The organism is Mesorhizobium sp. URHB0026, assembly GCF_054059755.1.
Map to the genome: position 1 here is coordinate 336802 of NZ_JBSSCN010000001.1, position 21081 is coordinate 357882.

Below are 21081 nucleotides of genomic sequence, written 5' to 3' on the forward strand. Positions count from 1 at the left end.
CGCTGACCAGAGCCAGCGGGCTTGATTGATGCATCGATCGAGTCAGACCGTGCTCGGGCCGGATACAGGGACGATCTGAGCAGCGATTGACGCAAGCTTCTCTCGCTTGATCAGCGCTGGCTTCTGGTAGGTTTTCTTCATACCGCCGGTGCTCACCCCTTGCTAATGATGATCACCTGGGCTGCGATGCTGCCCAAGCGCTCCCGCTTCTGCAATTCTGGCTTTTCGTATGGCTTTTTCATAATGGTGCTCCCCGCGTTTTGCGGCCTTGCGTCTGTGCTGTCCGTCAACCGCCAGCGAACCAGCAGTTACTCCAGTTCCAGTGCGTCTAGGAAATGTTCGGCATCCATCGCCGTCAAAATGGCGAGGCGTTCGCGGATCAGATCATCGCTCCAGTTCCACCATTGCGATGACTGCAACCGCTCGATGATATCTGGCGTGAATCGATATCGGATGACGCGAGCGGGATTGCCGACCGCGACGGCGTAAGGTGGAATGTCCCTGCTGATGATGCTGCCGGCACCCAGTACCGCTCCGTTGCCGATCGTGACGCCGCCGAGGATGATGCAGCGAGCGCCAAACCATACGTCATGGCCGACTGTGGTAGGTCCTTTGCTGAATGCTTCAGCGCCATTGCGGATCTTTCCGTCAACGATTCGAAGCGGATAGCTGGTCACCGTGTCGACGCGATGCTCGGCCGCGCCGAGAAAGAGTACACCCGGGCCAACCGAGCAGAACGAACCTATTCGTATTGGTGATTTCTCGTGCGAACCCCAAAAGGAGTTTTTCACGAGCCCGTAGGTATGACGACCGATCTCGACACCGGGCAGTGGCGGCAAAGGATTTTTCTTCAGCCCCAGTTTTATGCGAAGCCCTCTTAGTAGTCCCACCGGCTTCCTCCCCAGAAAATTGCCAAGCGATACAGGGCGAGAATGCGGGTTGCAGTGGATCGCCACCGTCTACTGCGATTATCACTTCGCAATTTCCGCAAAAAACCAGCCGCTCACCGCATTCATAGCCACCATGATTGGACTGAGCGACTTACGGATTGGTAAGCATCGAGGCTCCGGCGACCACGCTACTCACAGCCGAAGAGGACGCCAAGGTTTCGGTATTATAAGCAAACTCACCAAATATGATGATGTTTACCATCGATGTTTGCAGGTTGGCAATTTCTACGGCTATATAGACCGCGCGATTGGCAACTTCGATGACGCAGTAGCCGACCTGTCGCTGTTTCTCGGCGTCAACACGATGGGCGATGGCTTCCAAGGTGTAGCCCTCGATCGCGGCGGCGAGCGCCTTGACTGGCGATGTCGACCTTCCAGCGCTCGCTTTATTGCGCTGTCATGTAGCTTCCGAGCTTGAACCCTCTCCAGGCACCGGGCTGGTATATCGGCCAGGTAGCCTTGCGTATACCCTGTCCGTGACCGCCACCCACGGCTTCGCCTCGCACGGCCGCTTGTGTAGCCGTAGATCCAGAAGGAATGTTTGCGTCAGGAGGGCCGAGAAGGCGCCTACTTGGAGCAGCACCGCAGCAAAGGCGATCTTCTTGACCATATTAGTGAACGCTTGTTGATGGCGCTGGTTCAGGACTAAGGGGGAGGCCCAATTTCAAAATCCGGCAGCGGCCTCCTGGCCTTTGGGTTGCTCGGGCTCGACCGGGCCGCGCTGCTAGTGTGAACAAGGTAGAATTTGCGTTGACCTCTCACGAGGAAGATGCGCGGGTGGTAACGACCGAAAACGGTGGCGAAACTACATGGGTTCAATATTCATACAGTTGGGAGTGATCGCGGCGGTCTACGGTGTGGCGATCTTTTGGACGCGCCTAGCAGAAGCCATTGCCGGGAGCGATCAGGATATCGGACGCGATGAATGCCTCAACGGGCTGAGAGGCACGGCCGCCGTCGCGGTGGTTGCTTGTCACATAAATCAGTATATGTGCGCCTTTATTGGCGTTTCCAATCCCTTCGTAGGTGATCATCTCGGAATCCTAGCCGTTCAACTTTTCTTCTGTCTTACGGCCTATCTTTTTACGGACAAGGCTTTGAAAGGGTCAATCGATCCAGCCCACTTTTTTGCAAACCGCGTGCGCCGAATACTACCATTATACATTTTTGCGGTTGTCGCGGCCTTGGCGATCGCGCTCTGCTATTCGTGGCCCGCCGTCATGCCAATCCGCCAAACATTGAACGAGTCCTTGGATGTGGTGACTTTCGGACTATGGAAAACCGACCAGTTGTGGTTCCGCGGCATAAACATGCTCTCGTTAATCGGAGTAGCCTGGACGCTCAGCTACGAGTGGGCCTTTTATGTGTTGCTCGTGCCAGGAAACTTCCTCTGGCGCTGTGGCATTGTGGTGCGGGTTTGCATAGCTGCCATCGTGGGCGCCATTTTTATCCGTGACTTTTACCTCTCCAGCGAGCAGGTGATCTGGCCCTTCTTTCTGCCCGGAGTGGCTGCCGCCTTTTCCAAGTATCTGCTGCCAGAACGGCTCGGGCGCGTTTATCTTTCGCTCGCCCTACCGTCGGTGTTTCTCGTCATTTGGCTTCCGGGGTTCTGGACACCAGTGAAACTCGCGTTGGTGACGCCCGTTTTCTTTGCTGTGACGTTCGGTAAACCCAGGTGGTTAGGCTGGCCACCGCTCCAGACCCTTGGTGTCATAAGCTATAGCATTTACCTGATTCAGTATCTGGTCCTGTATCCTAGCGTTCAGATGATTTACACATCTCCTGCGCTGGCCAGTGTAGGCTCTCGTCTCTGGATGGGTGTCCTGATTGCTTCGATGACAATCGTCCTAGCCTCCCTTACTTACAGGTTTGTTGAACGTCCATGGGTCGCAAGGTCGGCTCTGGCGCGCGTAGCGTCCGCCAGCGCTTACTCCCCCAGTTCTTCGTCTGCTTAACCCATATTCGAGGATGGGTCGTCGGTCACCCAAGCGCGCCGAGTGCTGAACGGATCGGCTTGCCACTTGGTTCATCTCCAGCTAATATTCCCTAGGGTGTGGGAAATGATCTGGCTCATTCTAGGCGTTGTGGTTGCCGTTGGGGGATTGGCAGTTAGCCTTGCAGGCTTAAGCCAAATAGGGGATGAACCGGGCGCTCATCGGTTTACCAAGCACCGGCGTAACGTTGAATAGCCATCTTTCCGACGGCAAACTCACGGGTTCTGTTTGGCCCGCGTTGGGGCGGATGTAGGCAGAATTGCCAAGACCGTAGCGTCCACATCGAACCTGTCCCGAACTCGCTTGGCGAAGAAGAAAACCTGCAAAACGTTGCACGTTGCTACCGCGGCAGCTAGCCAGGGAGGGCCTCCCATCACGATACCGGCGCAGCACAAAAGGACCGTAGCGACACCTGTGGCAAGCGTAATGCGAAACGCCGCTTTTTCATCTCCTAACACCATCAGCAAGATACCCGACGAACCACCGAGTACATGCCCAAGTTGGCCGGCTCCTAAGATCAGCGCCAACCAAAAAGAGTTTTCGTAACGAGGGTTCCAGAGATGGACCAGCGTATACCCTAGAGTCGCAAGACCGACATACATCAAGAACGTGAGCACAGTAGCGATCGAAACCAAAGTCCGAAGCGCCTTCTGAAGTCCCGCTCGGTCGGCAAGCGTCCAGAGGTGTACCGCTGATGGAGCGAACGCAGAATTTGCGATACTCAGCGGCATTATCAGTACGGTGGCAACGCGCAAAGCGATGCCGTACTGCGCAATTTCCTGCAAACTGCTGAAAAGCGTCAACAGAATCATGTCCACCTGAGAAAGGCCAAACAAGACTAATGTTGTTGCTAGGTTGGGTAGAGTTCGGCGAATGATTGCTCGAGGGCCGATAGGTTCCTTTGTCGATTCACTCCAGCGTCGGCAAGACGAGGAGAGAATGATGGCCCCAACCACCGCAGCGATCGCATACCCAGCAAAACTGCAGAACAGCACCTGATGCAAATTTGCTTGAATTCGAGTGGTCAGGGCGAAAGTCAAAAAGAGAGCGACTACTGTGCTCGGAAATGCCATCAAAAACGCCGAACTCCTGACGGAATGAATTGCTCTGAGCAACTCTACTTGAACGGCCGCCAGGGCGGCGCAGGGGATTTGCAGGGCGACTATAGCTAGCACGCCGCTCCACGCTGTGGCACTGTCCCCAATTTCGATCCACCGATCTGCGAGCCAAAACACGCAGCCGACAATGAAGCCAAAACCGCCCACAATGGCTTGTATCCTCATGATGACGTCGCGTGCACGTCCGAAATCACCTTGTGCTACAGCGGCGGAAACGAGCGCAGGCGATGTGAATGTAAGACCCATCATCGCAAGGATGGCGAACCCAGACGTAAGGATCTGAGCGATGAAGTAGATGCCCACCCGGTCTTGGAGCAGGGCCAGTGGGAGAAGAAGCGAGCTGCCGAGCCCTGCTGCTAGTATGGCGATGCGACCAGCAGCAGCGGCTCCGCTGGCTTTTCCTAGAGAAGGGAGCGTTGCTCTCCTCAGCGCGCTAGAAATCGATTTGCTCATCGGCGGACGATCATACAGCCAACTGGCCGGTGCCGGATCGCATGAAGGCTTGCGAAAGTACAAGCTGAGCCACGATCGAGAACCGAGGCTCGGATGCTAAGCATTTAGTACCTGACACCGTGGGAACCCGAGTTTGAAAAGCGATCATTCAATAAAATGCCTTGCCCATTCTGTATCGGCAAAACGCTCCTTCAGGTCGAAATAATTTTCAATGATCTCGGATTGAGTGCCGGACCGCTGTCTCTTGAACGGACTGTGGAGGGGAATTGAGGGTAATTCAAGGAACTCCAGCGAGCGAGACACACCTGGTCCGCCGACCAATTCCTCATAGGTAACATGCAGGTTTGGGAGAGTCTCTGTCATGGCCGAGAGCTCCGCGTCCCACCTCGTCCAATTTCTGAATGCGTCCTCGACATCCCTAGGCTCCGCGCTGAAGCGGGTCACCGTCGTCGAACCGCGATCCGATCTCCACGCATCGTTAAGTGTTGCAAGTCTGAAAGAAATGAACTGATCCAAGAGATTGTCGCGCGAAAGGCGAATAATCCTATATCGAAAGGTCTTGAATGCATCGATAGCGTCGGGGTGTTCAACCAACGAGAGATAAGGCATCTTGAAGCCCACCGCTTTGCTGTTTTTCTTGTGCAGTTTTTTTAGGAGGTAACTGCCGACAGTGCTGTGCCGAGAGTTTCTGAACGATATCGTCCTCCTCCTGATCACGTCTGCGAGCAAGCGAGCTGTTGGCGAGAACAACTCACCTTCACAAGTTGCGTCTGGATGAGAGTTCAACAAGCCTTGGAGGTAGCTGGACCCCTGCCTGCCTACGAAAACTATCGCAAAAAATGTTCGGTTGCCCATTGACGTGTGACTGCGCGACCTGTGCGGCTGGAGTAACAACCTCTATCAATCCTTTCTGGGATTTGACAGGCCTAGCGGCAGCCATACCCAACCTTGGCTCTTTGCTAACGGCTCCAAGCTTTAGGGGACCGGGTGGAAAGAGTGGCTCGACAAAACGTTGCGAGCCTAGCAGTCTGGTCCATTGTCATAGCTAGACGGATCACGGTCCCATGGAGCCGGATCCGGGGTGGAAGCGTCTAAAATCACGAGTGCATTTTAAGGAGGCACAAAATTCCGGTTACAGGGGCAGCAGCCGCAAGGCAAAAAGAGGATTTAAGGCGAACTATTGAGCAAGAAGCGGCTCTGGTTTTCACCGGCTTCGACGAACAGTCTGCGTTCGAGATCGGCTGCGCCATCCGTTCTAGTGCTCTTATTCGGGCGCACAGCCTCGTGATCGACATCCGTCTGTGGGACCGGCAGCTATTTCACGCTGCTCTCGCAGGCGCAACGGCGGCCACTGCGGAATCGGCACGGCGTAAGCTCAACTCCGTCAGGATGTTTCAGAAAAGCAGCTATAGACTCGCTCTTGAGCAGCAACGTGAGGATAGGACCTTCCCGCCGGGATATGGGCTCAACCCAGCAGACTACGTCTTGGCTGGGGGAGCGTTTCCCATTCGGGTCCAGGGAGTGGGCGTGATCGGTGCGGTTAGCATTTCGGGCCTGAGCCAACGCTCCGATCACCACTGCGCGGTCACAGCGCTTTGCGAATACCTCGGTAAAGGCCGCGAACGGCTGTTCCTCGATCCGGACTAAAAAGTTATCGTGGCCCAGGCATAGTGAATATGCCTTTGGCTATAAGGACGGTGTGTTTTAGCGCTTTGAGTGAGGTCAACGTGGGCAGATGCAAGGCGGCTGCGGTGAGCCGGCGCATCGCGACAACGGTTCGGCCGGAACGTCCGTGAATCGCAGCCGAAAGTAGGCTGGCATTTGCCCGAGTTTCGCGCTCCCACTTACGAATGTCATCCGGCAGATCCTGCCGCGCAAAGAACATTTCAACCATTCGCTGCGGCTCCTCGCCTCGTTCGTATGGCACAGCCCTGTAGGTCGTGGATCCGCTGTGCATCCGAAACTCTGCCAGCACCTCCGGAAGATGGTAGAAATTCCCCTCCAACCCCATCCGAAGAAAGAAATCGAGATCAGGAATTTGCCGCAGATCCGAACACCAGCTGCCAGCCCTTTCGTATGCGCAGCGCCGAAAGAGTGCGCCAGGTCCTGGCAAACAATGAAGATTGGCGTAGAGAGCGCGGCGGGAATAGTCCGGCGGTCGAAGCGTCGACCGGAGGACCGAGTGCTCATCTATGATGTTGAAGTCGGGATAAACTAGGACGACTTCTGGACGGGCCATTAGCTCCTCGACGCATCGCCGGATAGCGGTAGGACGGAGACGGTCGTCGGCGCTGATATAACCGAGCACCGCCCCTGTGCTCATTGCCCAACCGGCCGTCATAGCCGCACTCTGACCAGCGTTGGCTTGCCGGTGCAGTCTGACTTTACCGCCGAAGTTGGCAGCAATCTCGCTGGTTCCATCGGTGGATCCATCATCCACAACGGTGATCTCCAAATCTTGATAGTCCTGAGCCAGCAGGCTTCCGATCGTCTCCCCAATATATTCGGCCGCGTTGAAGGCGGGCACCACCAAAGAAACCCGCGGCAGGCCAGCCAATTTCTTTCCTAAGGTGTTCATTGTCAGATGCTGCATCTTCGATGCTTCTCCCGGGAGGCTCGCCTATCGGGAAGGTTCCCTAGTCCGCTGAGTCGCCACCATGCTGTTGAAGTGTGAAACTAAGCCATCCACGATCGAGGGCCATGTAAACTTTCCGCGAACGTAGGTCTGAAGAGCTTTCCCCTTGGCAGCCAGCGATTGCCGTTCTGCAAGCAGCGTCCTGAGGCCACTGCGTAGCCCCTCCACGGTCGCGGGAACAACAAGTCCGCCGCCGATCCTTTCAACATCGTCGAACCCGCACTGATCAGTCAGCAACACTGGCGTTCCGGCAAGGCCAGCTTCCAAGGCGACAAGCGACATAGCCTCGGCTCGTGATGGGACGGCAAGAAACAGAGCTTGCTCATACGCGCTGCTCCGCTCTCTTTCCCCCAAATGACCCGTAAAGACCACGCGATGACCGAGTTGCCTTTCTGTGACGAACTTTTCCAAACTGGAGCGCATTCCGAAGTCAGGTCCTGCGACGACCAACTGCAGATCCGGGTATTCGCCGGCAACGTCAGCGAATGCTTCCACGAGTAGGTCGGGGCCTTTGACCTCAGCAAGGCGTCCCACGAACAGGACGTAAGGCACATCCGATTCAATGTGATCAGAGATGATCTCGACGTGTTCCTCCACCCCATTGGGGACGACTACGACACGCCCTGCCGCAAGCTGAAACCGCTCGAGGATTTGACGTTGTTCAAGTGGAGTAACCCCGATCAGCAAGCTTGCATTGCGAATGACACGTTTGCCGAGAAGAAAATGGAAAAGACGCGCGCTCGGCCGCGGGCGATTGAGCCCCACGAACTCGCCAGCGGCGCTGAATGCGTAAGGTTTGCCCAGCCAAACCGCGAGCAACGCTGTGGCGACCGAAAGAAGATTCCAGTAGCCCAAGATGTGGATCACGTCAGCCCTGCGCACGCTTTGGGCAAGTCGGAACGGATTGATAAACGGCACCGTAAAGCGGAGCCGAAAGAAGCCCGTTGCGTACACATGCACTCCGCACTGGCGTAGTTTCTGAGCCAGTTCGCCGTCCTCTATCGTCGCGATTTCACATTGATGGCCTTTCGACGCCAGATGAGCCGCAAGGCGCCGTGTTCGTTCGGCAGTACCACCCCCCTTTTGGGCATCGAGAGATACAGTGGTCAGGAGGGTGTTCATTCACCGTACCTCCCGATCGTCTCGGCCAGCTGTACGGCGTATTTCTCAAGCCGATCGGGAAAGGCCTCAGAAGGTAGCCCTAGTTCAACGGCCCTTTCGTGAGAGAAACGCCGGTCGATGCTCTGGCTCGGCAATCCTCTTGAACGAAGCAAGAATTTTAGCAGCGACTTAGGTGCCGTGCCGCCAAGACCCTGTATGCTCCGACCGAACGCGGCAGCAAGGCGGTCCTGAACAAAGGCGAAATTGTTATTCGGGTCGTGGTCATCCGTCACAAGCACCAGTTGGGAGCCGAGAGGATTGCGATGGAGCGCTAGGTGGACGAGTGACCCTGCAGCAGTCTCAACGCTGACAAGATGCATTCGCCTAGCTCCGTACAGCGAACGACGGAGTGCGATCTTCCACGATGGCGCGTGCCTCATCTCCTCCGCCAAGCTGACGAGATTGCGTCCACCTGGCCCGAACACAGCGCCGAATCGCAACACGATCGTTTCGGGAAACGAATCTCTTATCAGCGATTCCACGGCAAGATGTTCGCGCTCGTAAGCTGCGAGTGGCTGCGGGCGCGTATCCTCGCGAACGTGCCGTTCTTCAACGCCGGAATAGACGTCAATGCTACTAGCGTGGATGCAGCGAGTGATTCCGGATTCCTGAAAACTAGGCCGAAGATTTTCCACTACGCTCCGGTACCAACCGCTGCCGTCTGGTCGCAGCAAATTGATTAAGACGTCATGCCCGCGGAGAGCATCCAGCACTTGAGCTGCATCATTGATATCGACGTGCTGGATCTCTGTCTCGCCTGAATTGAGCCATCGTGGACGCGACCTATGCAGGAGATAACGGCTCGGCCGAGCCGAGGCATTCGCCCAACCCCTGGCAAAGGCTTGGCCGACGAAACCAGTCCCTCCGAGCACGACAATGCGTGGCTCTCGGAAATGCTCGTCTGGCATCAATGGCTTCTTTGGTTTAGCAGCGAGTGGCACTATGATGGGAAGATCAGCGAACCAAGACGATTCGTGATCAATTCGCTATAACACGAGGCTCATCCCTCGCGCAACGAGAGAGCCGGCAGGGTAAGTTCTGCTGGGGAATGTATAAGTCTCTCTTGGTAACTCACCTTTTTTTGGCGTATAGGCGCGCTATGACTGAGATGATCTCCACAGATTCCGACGCCCGGTCGAAGGGTTTTTTAGACCTCGCGCTATTTGTGGGGGGTGTGTTGGCCTTGCCGACCGGCGCAGCACTCCTGGTTGCCTACCCTGGCGCTTCGCCTTTGGCTCTCCTGTGTTTTTACGCTTCCGGCTGCATTGCCGTAGCACTCTCGCTTGTATATCCGTCCTCCTTCTTCGTTTTCTTTTTATCCTCCTTCCTTTTCGTGGGGTTTATCGCCAAGGCGGTCGCTAACCTCGTGTTTGACGTGAAGCTGATCGAGCCGATCAGCGGATTCACATCGGAATGGGACCAAGCGCTACTGTTCGCGGCAAGCGGTCTGTTCGGTGTGTGTTTGGCAAATTTCGTTGCTGGTTTTTACCCCTCCTTCCGCAACACTCGGAGGGCATCTGGCCCCCCACGTCTCGCCCACTCCGCTCTCGGGGCGCTTGCGCTTCTGACAATTGTCTCAGTCGCGCTGTATTGGGGCAATTACTCGTTTCATATCATTCGAATCGGGTTTCCACTTGGAATTCCGATGGATGGCCGCATCTATGCAGTCGCGGCTTTTGTAATCTCATGGGGTGCCCTCTTGGGCGGGCTAACGGCGATGCTCTGGCTGATAGAGCTTCGGGGATGGCCATACGCAGCGCTTATTTACATGGCTACGTTCCTAGGTGCGCTGGCTTCTCTTTCAATGGGAAGCCGTATCCAACTCCTTCTCTATGTCTTGGCAGCGTGCGCAGTTGTTATGCTGCGGCACAGGCAAGTGCAGAGCTGGATTGCTGTTGCGATCGCGATGGGTCTAGCCGCCCTGGTTTTCGCGGGGTCGCTGGCAGTCGTCAGTTTCGAACGGACATTCGACTTCTCATTAAATGCGCCTCCAGTCGCCACGCCTCCGGTACAACACACCCCCCAGACCGCTTCCGATCCAATGCAACTGCCGGCCCCCGCTGCTCCTCCATCATCGACCATCACGCCGCCTGCCCCCAAAGCAACATCTTTAGCCGACAAGGTTGAAACAGTGACACATGACCGTTTTGCTCTTGAAGGTCTGTTCCGCCAACTCCGAAACCTGGCAATCATGCGATGGGTCGGGATGGAGGGCGTCATGACAGCGGCCGCCAACTCCAACCAGCTCAGCACCGATCTCTTTTTCAAGGTGCTGTCGGAAGATCCTGCAGAAGGCTCTCACGCGATCTACCAGAAAATGTCTGGTGATCGCTATGGCAACGTGGAGTACTACACCTTCCTAACTCTGCCAGGCCCCGTCGGCATAGCCAGCCTTTCCGGTTCCCTGCCGGTTGTAGCTGCCTTCATGTTTGCCGTGACTTTGGTGGGCCATTCAATAGAGTGGGTGGCATCGCGCGCAACCCAGAACCTCGCCACCGCTGCGGTGGCGGGGGTCTCGTTAGCTTATCTCACAGTTCAAATGGGATTCCCGTGGACTTTGCTGATTTACGCGATCGAGCTGGTCCTTTCAGTCCTCTTCCTCGGCGCGATTTGGTGGTTAACGAAACGGCTGACGGCAAGAGGCGAGCGGGCTGCGTAGGCGGAAGCCGCCTTTATCGCGCCGCTTCCTACTGCTTCCGCCAGGTCCGCCTATTCACGAAATCGGTATAGCTTAGGACAATTCGCACCACCTTCTCGGACACGTTGACCGGGCGATAGTCGCTTGGCAGATGAAGCAATCTGTCCACGCCGTGCGGTTGGCCTTCAAGGATTTTAAGCCCATCAAGCACGCGTTCAAGTTCTAGCCCCACCATCATCACCGAAGCTTCTTCGAACCCTTCGGGACGTTCATGGGTCTCGCGTAAATTTAGAGCAGGAAAGTTGAGGATTGCGCTCTCTTCCGTGATTGTCCCGCTGTCAGACAGCACCGCTCGGGCGGAACTCTGAAGTTTCACATAGTCGAGAAAGCCGAAAGGCTTCTCGAAGTGCACATTCGGGTTGCTTTGGGCCGCGAGAGCGTCCAAGCGCTTTCGGGTCCGGGGGTGGGTCGATACAATCACGGGCACGTCGTACCTTTCAGCGATCCCGTTGATGATACCGAGTAATTTTTTCAATCGGTCAGGCGCATCAACATTCTCTTCACGGTGTGCGCTGACGACAAAGAATTTCCCCTTGGAAAGCCCAAGGAGCTTCAGCACATCCGAGGCATCGATTGCGCCGCGATAGTACTCGAGCACCTCGCGCATCGGGCTACCCGTCACTATTATCTGATCGGGTGGCAAGCCTTCCCGGAGCAGGTAGTCGCGAGCAATCTGGCTGTAAGTGAGGTTGATGTCGGACGTATGATCGACGATCCGGCGGTTTATCTCCTCGGGCACACGGAAATCGAAGCAGCGATTCCCAGCTTCCATGTGAAAGATGGGTATCTTACGTCTCTTTGCCGGGATGGCCGCCAGGCAGCTATTCGTGTCTCCCAGAATCAACACCGCATCTGGGCGATGTGTTTCGAAAGCTCCGTCGGACGATATGATCACCTGCCCAATTGTTTCGGCCGCAGATTTTCCCGCAGCATCGAGGAAAACGTCAGGCGAACGGATCCCAAGTTCGGAGAAGAAAATCTCGTTTAGCTCATAGTCAAAATTTTGCCCCGTGTGCACCAGGGTGTGCTCAAAGTGTTCATCGAACTTGGCGATGACCCGGGACAGCCGTATGATCTCAGGTCGTGTGCCGACGATTGTCATCACCTTAAGCACGGGCGGCCTCTTTGATCAGGTTGAGGCGCATCAGGAGCTCTTTGACTTCCGGGATGCCGAGTCGAACCGTGTTGTGAGACGTGTAGTCTTCGAGTTCTGAAACCTCCCGCTCCCCCTCTACAAAATACTTGTCATAGTTTAGATCCCTAGAGTCGGCCGGAATTCGATAGTAATTTCCGAGGTCCTCTGCACGAACCATTTCCTCGCGAGAGACCAACGATTCAAACAGCTTTTCGCCGTGCCGGGTACCAATGATTTTTATTGGGTTGTGACGGCCGAGCAGCTCACGCATCGCTTCTGCCAGAACTCCAACCGTCGACGCCGGCGCCTTTTGAACGAAAATATCGCCCGGTTGCGCGTGCTCGAATGCATACAGGACCAAATCCACGGATTCATCTAGGGACATGAGGAACCGCGTCATGTTGGGGTCAGTCACCGTCAACGGCTGGCCATGCAAAAGCTGATCGAGAAAGAGCGGGATCACCGAGCCCCGGGAAGCCATGACGTTGCCATAACGAGTCGCGCAGACCACCGTCTTCACGGAATCGCTTAGGCGTGATTTGGCGATCATCACCTTTTCCATAAGTGCTTTGGACATGCCCATCGCGTTTACTGGGTACACCGCCTTGTCCGTGCTAAGAACCACGCACCGCTGAACACCGTGGCTGATCGCTGCACGCAGCACATTTTCCGCCCCAAGCACATTAGTCTTGATCGCTTCCATGGGATAAAATTCGCAAGACGGGACCTGCTTTAGCGCTGCGGCGTGGAAGATGTAGTGCGATCCCCGAACGGCATCATCAACTGCGCTATAATCCCGAACGTCGCCAATATAGAACTTTAGGCGGTCATCCCGCAAAAGAAGGCGCATATCCTCTTGCTTTTTCTCGTCACGACTGAAAATCCTGATCTCTGCAAAATTGCTCTGCAATAGCCTGGCGAGAACAGCATTCCCGAACGACCCAGTGCCTCCCGTTATGAGAAGCGTCTTATTAGAAAACATTGGTTTGACTCTTTAATTAGCCGAAATCACGCATTGCACGAACGAGATCAGGCCACTTCGGGGGGTCGTAGCCGGTAGCTTGGCGAAAGCGCGACGAATCCAGTGATCGATCGATAGTCAGTTCGTTGTCGGGCTCAATCCTGATCTCTTTCCTGTAGCTTTCCGCGACCATCGTGAGGAGATCGAATTTGCTGATTGGGTCGGCCGACACGTGATAGAGCCCCTTGAGGGAAGGGTTTGGAAGTACGAAGTCGCGAATGATCCCGGCTAGCTCGACCGTAGGCAAACCGGAAAAGATTGCCCGCGTGAAGCCCTTGACACTCCCGTTTTGACGCAAAAACCAGTCGATTAAGCTATGGGAGCTGTTCAACTCGCGACCGATGATCGAAGTGCGCAAGGTGATCGCGTTCTCGTAGTCAACCTCGCCAAGCAACTTGCTCCTTCCGTAGAGATCATGTGCATTGGGGCGAGCGATCTCACTGTAATTGCCCTCCACGCCATCGAAGACGCAATCGGTGCTTATGTGAATGAGCCGGGCGTTCGCGATGCGGCAGAGACGTGCTAGTCTATGCGGCAATATCGAGTTGATGGGGATTGCGGCAAGGGGATCGTTTGCTGACGAAAGTTGTTTGACGACGCCTATGCAATTTATGACGATATCGGGCGCCACCTCAGCAAAAAGTTTGGCGAGTGCGTCGGCGTTCTCCGCGTCGGTTAGACTGAACAAATTTCCGCGCACTTGCTCCGAAAATAGCTGGTGATGTGATGACGAGCGGGTTGAGCCGAAAGTGAGGTATTGAGGGCTGCCCGAGAACACTCTGAAAACCGCATTGCCCAGCATGCCGGTGGCGCCGAGCACTAGCAGGTTGTTCCGAGTGTGACTTTTCATTGTTCAATCTTCCTACGTCACCGGCGGGTACGCCCGTGCCTGGCGAGGGCGTTTCGAAAATGGTTGATAAGTTCCCGTGCCAAGGGCGCGGGCGCGAAATGCGAATTGAAGTACTCTCGCCCCGCCTTCCCCATGCGATCCCTCGACTCTTGAGACATGTTCTTTAGGCTCGTTATGGCGTCGGCCAGACGCACTGGATCTTCTGCGGGAGTCGTTATCCCAACGCTAGCGTCTCGAATAATATCTGCAGCTTCGCCATCTAGACAGGCGACGATCGGGCGCCCCGCCGCAAGATAACTAGGAATTTTGCTAGGTATGGTTAGGCTGAGGGCCGACGACCGTTTCAGGGTCACGAGGAGTGCCGATGATTGTTCGAAGATTTTCGGCATCGCCTCAGGTGGAAATCGCCCGGCCAACATCACATTGGTCAAACGCCGGCGCTCGATTTGTTGTCGAAGCCACTCGGATCGGCTGCCGCTGCCGACAAGGATAATTCGTATCTCGGAATCGTGGATACGGCTTGCTGCGTCTAAAACGGTTTCCAAGGCTTGAGCTGTTCCCAAGTTCCCGGCGAACACGACGTTGAAGCCCGCAGGGAGTTTTAGTGACGAACTCTCGTGGGAAACGTTTTCGCCGAGCAACATGTCACCCGGGTTTGGATGATAGGCGATCGGCACACTGTCACCAACGACTAGTCTAATTTTTTCGATAAAGCCGCGAGACTGCGTCAACAGAAGGTCGGCTCGCCTGTAAATGAAAAGTGTCAGCCGTCCGACCGCTGCCAGCGCCCATCCGTTCTTGATGAATCCCGTCTCCTCGAGACTCTCTGGCCACAAATCTTGCACCCAAATGACATGAGCGGCACCTTTGATGTGCCGGAAAACGGCGCCCACCAGGCCCTGCAGTATGGGTGAGATCGCGTACACGAAAACGACATCATATCGCTTCGACCGTGTTAGGTATGGGCCAAGTATTCCTCCCAGGATTACGAAGGAAAAGTAATTGAAGATTCGCCGGATTCCTCCGCCGCCACCACGCGGCACCACCGGCACCCGATGAATCGCATACCCTGAAGGATGCCATTCGGTTCCAAAGTTGAAAGCGCTGTATCCGCCGAAAACCTTGCCGACCGGGTAGTTTGGCTGACCAGATAGGACCTCGACATCGCAACCTTCTAGCCGCAGCGACTCAACAACCTCGTTAATTCTGAAGCTCTCGGGCCAAAAGTGCTGACTGATTACGAGCACCCGCAATCTCTCACCGGCTAAGTCGCCGCCTTCCAGGCTGTCCTCCGGTGCCGGGCTAATGAGATTCATTGCTGTAGAGCGCGCGCTCTGCCCATAGTCGTGAGAATATCGGCCCCCAGCATAAACTCAGGCACCGTCGACTGGAGAAGCCTTAGCGCGCCTTCGACATCCTGCGCATTAATCATGCGCTGCATCTCATCAAAGATGCGCACGATTACCGAGCGCTCAATTGATCGTGCTGACGCGGCCAGCACCCCCGGCGATGTGGTGCCGGTCAGCGGCTCGTTCAGATCGAACAGCTCCTCGTAGAGCTTCTCTCCGGGACGCAGCCCAGTGTACACGATCTGAATGTCCTTATCAGGCCGTCGGCCTGAGAGCCGGATAAGATTGCGCGCGAGGTCGACGATCTTAACGGGGGAACCCATGTCCAGAACAAAAATTCGGCCCCGCTCTTTGACCTCGTCCGTATCATGAGCCGCTGCCTGCAGGACCAAAAGGCACGCTTCAGGGATGGTCATGAAGAAGCGAACTATGTCCGGATGAGTTACCGTCACGGGACCTCCGGTCTTTATCTGCTGCTCGAAAAGAGGAACTACTGAGCCGGCCGATCCCAAGACGTTTCCAAACCGGACCGTCATAAATCGCGTGGTGCACGTAGTCTGGTCGATGTCCATCGCCTGGCAATACATCTCCGCCATGCGTTTCGTGGCTCCCATAACGTTTGCCGGGTTAACGGCTTTGTCGGTCGACACCATGATCATCTTCGAGACCCTAGAGCGGAGCGCCGCGTCGGCTACATTCCGGGTGCCAATCACATTGGTGAAAATGCCTTCAATTGGTTGAGCCTCAACCATAGGAACGTGCTTCAGAGCAGCTGCGTGGAAGATAAGATTCGGCGCATAAGTTTCCACCACGTTGCTAATCGCGTCCCTCTCACGGACGTTGCAAAGCACGGCATCGATGGATGCGCCTGGGCGCATCTGGGTCATCTCGGACTTGATGCAGTAGAGCGCGTATTCGTTGGCGTCCACCAGAACGAGGTTCATCGGGTTCAATTCGGCAACCTGCCTCGCCAACTCTGACCCTATTGAACCGCCGGCTCCAGTGATCATCACATTTCTGCCGACAACCATCGAGGCAATTCTGCCCATGTCTAATCTCACGGGCGCACGCTGGAGAAGATCCTCCAGCTTTATGGGTCTAAGTTCGATCTTCGCATCAATGCCTTTCATATCGAGAAGGTTTGGGATCGTCGCCAACTCAACCTTGTGCTGCGCCGCCACGTCCACCAGTTCTTCCAGACTAGCGTATCGTTGGTACTCCTCACGTGACCGAGTCAGGATTATCGCGTCGGCTCGGCGCCCCCGCGCCTCGAACCGGTCCAATATTTGAGGGAGTTTGTCTAGCGGACCTATTACCGGAACGCCCCGGATGGCTCTTCCTGTTCGACGGCCGCGCTCGTCAACAACTGCAAGCACCTCGACAGCTGCGCCTTCTCTCTCTTTGGTCGTCCTTATGAATGCCTCCGCATTGTCGGTCGCTCCGATTAAGAGGACTTTTTTGCCACTGCCTTGGGCTGCCTTGCCTCTGCTAACATCATGTCTATTTCGATATGCCCGATATGCGGCGCGAGGCCCGGCCAAAAGCACGATGGTGAAAGCCCATGCGATGATGATCGAGGAACGCGGAATTGAGTTCAGCCGTGCAACCAGGAATTCGGCAACCGTAAAAACCGCGAGAGATGCGGTCGCTACGCCCGCAATCGCTAAAAAATCAGATAACGACGCATAGCGCCAGATGCCGCGATTTAGTCCAAGGAAGAAGCCCGTAATGCTCACGATGAATCCGAAGAGCGTTGAAGCAGCGAGGTACATCCACAAGTTCTGTGAAAGGCCTCCCATGTCCAACCGCAATGCGAACGACAGGAGCAGTGCGATTGCCCCCATTAAGCCATCGTGGACGAGAGCCAAGCCTCGCAATGTTATCACGCGAGAAATGACTTGGGCAGTGTTACGGCGGATGCCGGTACGAGGGACTGCGGGATGTTCTGGTTCGATGGATGGCACTTAAACCTCGAACGTTTGACGATTCTGCTCCTCGGGAAGTGAGGCTGGCGCGGTTGATCTCTTCTCCCGCAAGCCGGGCGGTAGCATTGGCTCTCGCGTGTACCTCACGGTCGGGAGCGCCAGCAGCCTGCAGATCAGTTCCATTTCGAACCAAATTGTCCTGATGATCTTACTAGGTCATAGCCGCTGCTGCCGAACAGCACACCGAAGTCTGTAGCGCAGATGCCCGCATTGTCCAATACTTCTTTCCGTGAGCGCACTGAAACACTGATCCGAGTGGTGAGCAGCCATTTTGACCATAAAGTTGAGCGGATTTGGAGCATCTTGATTGCCAAGCTCACCGTAGGTTTGGCGAAGGGTTTTGATCTGTAGCACGAGCCGTTGTCGGGTCATGACTTGTGCGGCAGAGATACCGGGGCTGGCGATGGAAGCGCCTCCGGCCGCGACTAGGCCGTAGACTCATAAGCACGCAGCCACAGGCGCGTTGAGGCGAGCTGGACCATAGCGAGGAAGTTGGCGGCGAGCTTGTCGTAGCGGGTGGCGATGCGGCGGAAGTGTTTCAGCTTGAAGAAGAAGCGCTCGATCAGATTAGCTCGCGGTAGAGCCGTTTGCTGAAGCACGCGCCGATTGCTTTTAGGTGGGATGTTGGTTGCACCTTGCTCCTCGATCAAGGAGCGGATGCGATCCGCATCGTAGGCCTTGTCGCCCAGCACGATGGTGCGGGGGCTGAGGTGGTTGAGCAGTTGATCTGCGATCTGACTGGTCATGCGCCTGTCCGGCGGTCAGGCCGAGCCGGATGGGAAGCCCTTGCGCATCGACAACGACGTGGATTTTCGTCGTGAGCCCGCCGCGCGATCGACCGAGACAGTGATCTGGCCCCCCTTTTTGCCGTCGCGGCCTGCTGGTGGGCGCGAACGGAGGTGCTGTCGATCATCTGGATGTCACCGTCAAGCGCGGAGGTGATGGCGCCCATCAGCCGGTCCCACACGCCCGCCTTCCGCCATCGCACGAAGCAGTTGTAGCAGGTGGTTCGTGGGCCGTAGCGCTCGGGCAGATCGCGCCACGGCGCACCGGAGCGCAGAACCCAGAAGATGCCATTCATTACACGTCGGTCGTCTACACGCGACACACAACGCGGTTTGTTGGGGAGAAGCGGCTTGATCACGCGCCGTTCGAAGTCGCTAAGGTCATATCGGCTCATGATGATTCTGAATCAGAACCTGGGGTGATATGAAAGCGTCAAGTGAAAGAATGATCCATTGCCGAGGAAGGCATAGCTATAAGGCCGGTAGATGAATTCCGTTAGAGCCGACGAGTGGGACGCCGTTCACACTGTTCATGACTTCTACGATCGACCCTTGAAGGGGACCGCCGACTATAAAGGGTTCCCGCATGCCTATATGCGCGAATGGGATATAGATCAGGATGACTGGGCGGATACGCTCCTATTAAGCCCCATCAGTGACGAACAAATGTCTGCCGTCAAAGAGCAATGGCATCTCTGGTTGCGGTGGCGATCGGCGCAGGACGATGGCACTCTGCAGCCAGAAGACCATCACCCGACTCTCGCAAAGGACAGGAAGCGCTACGAAGAGCTAGCCACAGTCGTCGAGGCCGCCCTGAAGGTTGACGACGCGAAATCGATCAGGGTGAAGGCGGACTTCCGTGGCGACATCCTGTCTATGGGGAAAACCGCCGTTCGATGGACTGAGCCCGACGATGGCGGCACTCCACCCATCTCGGCCATTCCGCATTTATGAGTTCACGACCTAATTCTCGACGACATATCCCTCTTCGTCGAGGTAGACGTATAACTCTACCGCGTCTGCGAAGCGCTCCCGGTCAAGCGATACTGCGACGAAGCCGTTACCTGTCAGGTGCATGGTCAACTGCCCGTCCGCGATTGTTGCGCTTTCAATCTGCTTCGTAGATTCTTCGGGCAGGCGCGCTGTCACTTCGGTGTTGACGTTGAACGAAGCGTTGCCGCTTAGGATTATTCCAGTCCCATAGCCAGGCTCTGAATTTTCGATGCGCTCGATACGGCGTCCAATCAATTTATCAACCAAGTGCCTAGCCATATTATCTCTTCTTGTAAGGTCCGCGAGCGGTTGGCTGCTCTGCCTCCTTCGCTTCGATCAGCGCTACGATGTCGCCAATCTCCCAAAGCCTGCCAGTCACACCAGCGGCCATCGCAGGCGTCATGCGCAGCGTGGCATGGATGCGAACAAAATTGTAGTACATGAAGTGAAGCGCCACAGCGTTGGCGTGAGCCACTACCTTCTTGGAAAACCTACCTACCCTTGAGCCCGATCGAGCGAAGTGGCCGGGCGCCACGTGCCTAAGCGCCCTTGCTGCGAGTAATGCCGAGACTCTGGAACTGCCTTCCGAACTTGGAGAAGGTTAGCTGGGAGTTCCCTTTCCTCTACCATTACTTTCTGCAACGAACCCAACGATTTGACAGAGCGCTGGTCTTCTTAGCTGGCCGCTTTCATGTGGCGTCATGTTGCAATCGGTTACCGGTGATTTCCAAGGGTTTCCTACGACTCTCGGCAAGTCGACGCGACACGAAACGCGACACATGGCGAGGAACAATGTGAAACGCAATCGACCGGCGTCGAGGAGTTGATTGCGCGAATGGCCTGATCGGCTGAAAGGCCGGTCCCTCCGTCGCTCGCACCAGTGCATCAGGATCATCCAGACATCTGCGCTGGATCCGCTCCAACGTCAGCTACACTCGCAGCCGATGAGGCCTTGAAGGCGCAAAGGCCGGCAGCAGACCCGGTTGGGCCGAGCGGTTAAGGCACCGGTCTTGAAATTCGCTTGTGGCCGTCCCGCTTTGTACCATCGCCTGCCCTACAAGCCCGGCCTTTCCGGCGTTTGGGCCGGTTTGCTGCCGTTCTGTCCCGCCTTGATTTAAGCATACCGTAGCGTTGCCTTGCTAAAAGCGTAGCAAGGTGTTTTGACATGTTCTCCCCTGACGGTTTCCGATAAAGCCCGGTGCCCCGCCAAGTCAGACACACGCAAGCGCCGCGGTCGACCATGTAGCGGAACGCGTCTTCCTTGGTCTCGAAGGTATCCACGATGGTGCTGCCGTCGACCACCTACCAGCCGCGTTGATATGCGAGACGAACCTTCAGGCGCTCGCTCATCCCCGGAACCTTTCGGTGTACCAGGTGATCTTGCCATCTACCTTCATCGGCTTGTGGATCATCAGCCTCTTGGGAAGGTGCTCGGGATGGACCTCGAGGAGCGTGATCTTGATCGATGGCTTGCACCGGTTGCAGTCGAATTTCAGCTTCATGGGATCGATGCCGCCGCCATAGACCATCATGAGATCGGCTGATCCGCAGTAGCGGACATTGCCGCAGCTGCATTCCACTTTCACAAGCATATTGTGCCGGGCCGCCTTACCCAGCGTGTCGATCGGATCGTGCGCCATGAGAACAGAAAGGGAACAAATTCCTTGTTCGTCAAGCCGTCCTGTGGAGTCTATCCGCGGATGAGTGACGAACCGATAAAGCTTGCCGAAGGCACAACGGCGGCACCGCGCGAGCGCCAGGGTACTCGGTCATGGCTGCGAGCATGATGGATGCGGCAGGCATGCCGGCTTTGGCTTTGCCCGGCCGCGTCAAGAACAGCACTGGTTCTGTTTCGAGCACAAGGCAGACGTTGAGCGGTACCTGTGAGGAGGATAGCGGCAGACCTAGCGGGGGTTGCGATTGGCGCAGTTGCAAGTTGTAGAGTGTTGCGCAG

The 21081-nt window shown here is 56.0% G+C and carries 18 protein-coding genes and 2 pseudogenes; 5 read left to right on the plus strand and 15 right to left on the minus strand.

Annotation, left to right across the window (positions count from 1 at the left end; all coding sequences use genetic code 11):
- Positions 1 to 308 precede the first annotated feature (308 nt).
- Positions 309 to 890, minus strand: a complete 582-nt coding sequence (locus ACVWWD_RS01740; RefSeq protein ID WP_352552911.1) for a CatB-related O-acetyltransferase — start codon at positions 888 to 890, stop codon at positions 309 to 311.
- A 49-nt stretch (positions 891 to 939) separates the two neighbouring features.
- Here ACVWWD_RS01740 and ACVWWD_RS01745 point away from each other — a divergent pair, with 49 nt between their 5' ends.
- Together ACVWWD_RS01745 and ACVWWD_RS01750 are read left to right on the plus strand one after the other, a co-directional pair.
- Positions 940 to 1368, plus strand: coding sequence for a hypothetical protein (locus ACVWWD_RS01745; protein ID WP_352552909.1), 429 nt, complete (start codon positions 940 to 942; stop codon positions 1366 to 1368).
- A gap of 391 nt (positions 1369 to 1759) precedes the next feature.
- Positions 1760 to 2905 carry an acyltransferase family protein gene (locus ACVWWD_RS01750; RefSeq protein WP_352552907.1) on the plus strand — a complete coding sequence of 382 codons (1146 nt, stop codon included), beginning with the start codon at positions 1760 to 1762 and terminating at the stop codon, positions 2903 to 2905.
- Positions 2906 to 3159: 254 nt separating this feature from the next.
- Here the strand turns inward: ACVWWD_RS01750 and ACVWWD_RS01755 are convergent, their stop codons facing one another.
- Together ACVWWD_RS01755 and ACVWWD_RS01760 are read right to left on the minus strand one after the other, a co-directional pair.
- Positions 3160 to 4515, minus strand: a complete 1356-nt coding sequence (locus ACVWWD_RS01755; RefSeq protein WP_352552905.1) for a lipopolysaccharide biosynthesis protein — start codon at positions 4513 to 4515, stop codon at positions 3160 to 3162.
- Positions 4516 to 4659: 144 nt separating this feature from the next.
- Positions 4660 to 5136: a hypothetical protein gene (locus ACVWWD_RS01760; RefSeq protein WP_352552904.1), complete on the minus strand. Its 477-nt coding sequence runs from the start codon at positions 5134 to 5136 to the stop codon at positions 4660 to 4662.
- Between the two features lie 504 nt (positions 5137 to 5640).
- Here ACVWWD_RS01760 and ACVWWD_RS01765 point away from each other — a divergent pair.
- Complete coding sequence (locus ACVWWD_RS01765) at positions 5641 to 6162, plus strand: heme-degrading domain-containing protein (protein WP_352552913.1); 522 nt, start codon at positions 5641 to 5643, stop codon at positions 6160 to 6162.
- Between the two features lie 4 nt (positions 6163 to 6166).
- Here ACVWWD_RS01765 and ACVWWD_RS01770 read toward each other — a convergent pair whose 3' ends face one another.
- From ACVWWD_RS01770 to ACVWWD_RS01780, 3 genes are read right to left on the minus strand one after another with little or no spacing between them, the layout of a single operon-like run.
- Entirely contained in the window at positions 6167 to 7108 is a 942-nt protein-coding gene (locus ACVWWD_RS01770; protein WP_352552902.1) for a glycosyltransferase, read from the minus strand.
- 27 nt (positions 7109 to 7135) lie between these two features.
- Positions 7136 to 8272: a glycosyltransferase family 4 protein gene (locus tag ACVWWD_RS01775; protein WP_457102886.1), complete on the minus strand. Its 1137-nt coding sequence runs from the start codon at positions 8270 to 8272 to the stop codon at positions 7136 to 7138.
- Complete coding sequence (locus ACVWWD_RS01780; protein ID WP_352552898.1) at positions 8269 to 9219, minus strand: NAD-dependent epimerase/dehydratase family protein; 951 nt, start codon at positions 9217 to 9219, stop codon at positions 8269 to 8271. The genes ACVWWD_RS01775 and ACVWWD_RS01780 overlap by 4 nt, the downstream gene beginning before the upstream one ends.
- A 191-nt stretch (positions 9220 to 9410) precedes the next feature.
- Between ACVWWD_RS01780 and ACVWWD_RS01785 the strand changes: the two genes are divergently transcribed.
- Positions 9411 to 10970, plus strand: a complete 1560-nt coding sequence (locus ACVWWD_RS01785) for a hypothetical protein (protein ID WP_457102887.1) — start codon at positions 9411 to 9413, stop codon at positions 10968 to 10970.
- A gap of 28 nt (positions 10971 to 10998) precedes the next feature.
- Here ACVWWD_RS01785 and wecB read toward each other — a convergent pair whose 3' ends face one another.
- From wecB to ACVWWD_RS01815, 6 genes and pseudogenes are all read right to left on the minus strand, one after another.
- Entirely contained in the window at positions 10999 to 12123 is a 1125-nt protein-coding gene (gene wecB / locus ACVWWD_RS01790; protein ID WP_352552894.1) for a non-hydrolyzing UDP-N-acetylglucosamine 2-epimerase, read from the minus strand.
- Positions 12116 to 13126 (minus strand): polysaccharide biosynthesis protein, encoded by a 1011-nt coding sequence (locus tag ACVWWD_RS01795; protein WP_352552892.1) that lies wholly within the window; start codon positions 13124 to 13126, stop codon positions 12116 to 12118. The genes wecB and ACVWWD_RS01795 overlap by 8 nt, the downstream gene beginning before the upstream one ends.
- Positions 13127 to 13142: 16 nt before the next feature.
- Entirely contained in the window at positions 13143 to 14015 is an 873-nt protein-coding gene (locus ACVWWD_RS01800; protein WP_352552890.1) for a dTDP-4-dehydrorhamnose reductase family protein, read from the minus strand.
- Between the two features lie 17 nt (positions 14016 to 14032).
- Positions 14033 to 15331 (minus strand): glycosyltransferase family 4 protein, encoded by a 1299-nt coding sequence (locus ACVWWD_RS01805; protein ID WP_352552888.1) that lies wholly within the window; start codon positions 15329 to 15331, stop codon positions 14033 to 14035.
- Entirely contained in the window at positions 15328 to 17208 is a 1881-nt protein-coding gene (locus ACVWWD_RS01810; protein ID WP_352552886.1) for a polysaccharide biosynthesis protein, read from the minus strand. Before ACVWWD_RS01810 ends, ACVWWD_RS01805 begins: the two co-directional genes overlap by 4 nt.
- Before the next feature lie 566 nt (positions 17209 to 17774).
- Positions 17775 to 18529: pseudogene (locus tag ACVWWD_RS01815) on the minus strand (IS5 family transposase).
- A gap of 157 nt (positions 18530 to 18686) precedes the next feature.
- Between ACVWWD_RS01815 and ACVWWD_RS01820 the strand changes: the two are divergent.
- Entirely contained in the window at positions 18687 to 19088 is a 402-nt protein-coding gene (locus tag ACVWWD_RS01820; RefSeq protein WP_352552885.1) for a hypothetical protein, read from the plus strand.
- Positions 19089 to 19097: 9 nt separating this feature from the next.
- On the opposite strand, the gene ACVWWD_RS01825 is transcribed toward ACVWWD_RS01820, so the two are convergent.
- The 3 genes and pseudogenes from ACVWWD_RS01825 to ACVWWD_RS01835 form a co-directional block, all read right to left on the minus strand.
- The gene (locus ACVWWD_RS01825; RefSeq protein ID WP_352552883.1) at positions 19098 to 19394 is read right to left on the minus strand and encodes a hypothetical protein; all 297 of its coding nucleotides are present in this window, start codon (positions 19392 to 19394) and stop codon (positions 19098 to 19100) included.
- Positions 19395 to 19407: 13 nt separating this feature from the next.
- Positions 19408 to 19620, minus strand: a pseudogene (locus ACVWWD_RS01830) (IS1 family transposase); the annotation flags it as partial.
- Positions 19621 to 20473: 853 nt separating this feature from the next.
- Positions 20474 to 20719 (minus strand): hypothetical protein, encoded by a 246-nt coding sequence (locus ACVWWD_RS01835; protein ID WP_352552881.1) that lies wholly within the window; start codon positions 20717 to 20719, stop codon positions 20474 to 20476.
- Positions 20720 to 21081 lie beyond the last annotated feature (362 nt).

What these genes read in the sequence shown, in the direction of transcription:
- ACVWWD_RS01750 (WP_352552907.1), top strand. Translation starts at nt 1,760, where the DNA reads ATGGGTTCAATATTCATACAGTTGGGAGTGATCGCGGCGGTCTACGGT.
- ACVWWD_RS01755 (WP_352552905.1), bottom strand. Translation starts at nt 4,515, where the DNA reads ATGAGCAAATCGATTTCTAGCGCGCTGAGGAGAGCAACGCTCCCTTCT.
- ACVWWD_RS01770 (WP_352552902.1), bottom strand. Translation starts at nt 7,108, where the DNA reads ATGCAGCATCTGACAATGAACACCTTAGGAAAGAAATTGGCTGGCCTG.
- ACVWWD_RS01775 (WP_457102886.1), bottom strand. Translation starts at nt 8,272, where the DNA reads ATGAACACCCTCCTGACCACTGTATCTCTCGATGCCCAAAAGGGGGGT.
- ACVWWD_RS01780 (WP_352552898.1), bottom strand. Translation starts at nt 9,219, where the DNA reads ATGCCAGACGAGCATTTCCGAGAGCCACGCATTGTCGTGCTCGGAGGG.
- ACVWWD_RS01785 (WP_457102887.1), top strand. Translation starts at nt 9,411, where the DNA reads ATGACTGAGATGATCTCCACAGATTCCGACGCCCGGTCGAAGGGTTTT.
- ACVWWD_RS01795 (WP_352552892.1), bottom strand. Translation starts at nt 13,126, where the DNA reads ATGTTTTCTAATAAGACGCTTCTCATAACGGGAGGCACTGGGTCGTTC.
- ACVWWD_RS01800 (WP_352552890.1), bottom strand. Translation starts at nt 14,015, where the DNA reads ATGAAAAGTCACACTCGGAACAACCTGCTAGTGCTCGGCGCCACCGGC.
- ACVWWD_RS01805 (WP_352552888.1), bottom strand. Translation starts at nt 15,331, where the DNA reads ATGAATCTCATTAGCCCGGCACCGGAGGACAGCCTGGAAGGCGGCGAC.
- ACVWWD_RS01810 (WP_352552886.1), bottom strand. Translation starts at nt 17,208, where the DNA reads ATGGGGGCAATCGCACTGCTCCTGTCGTTCGCATTGCGGTTGGACATG.
- ACVWWD_RS01835 (WP_352552881.1), bottom strand. Translation starts at nt 20,719, where the DNA reads ATGCTTGTGAAAGTGGAATGCAGCTGCGGCAATGTCCGCTACTGCGGA.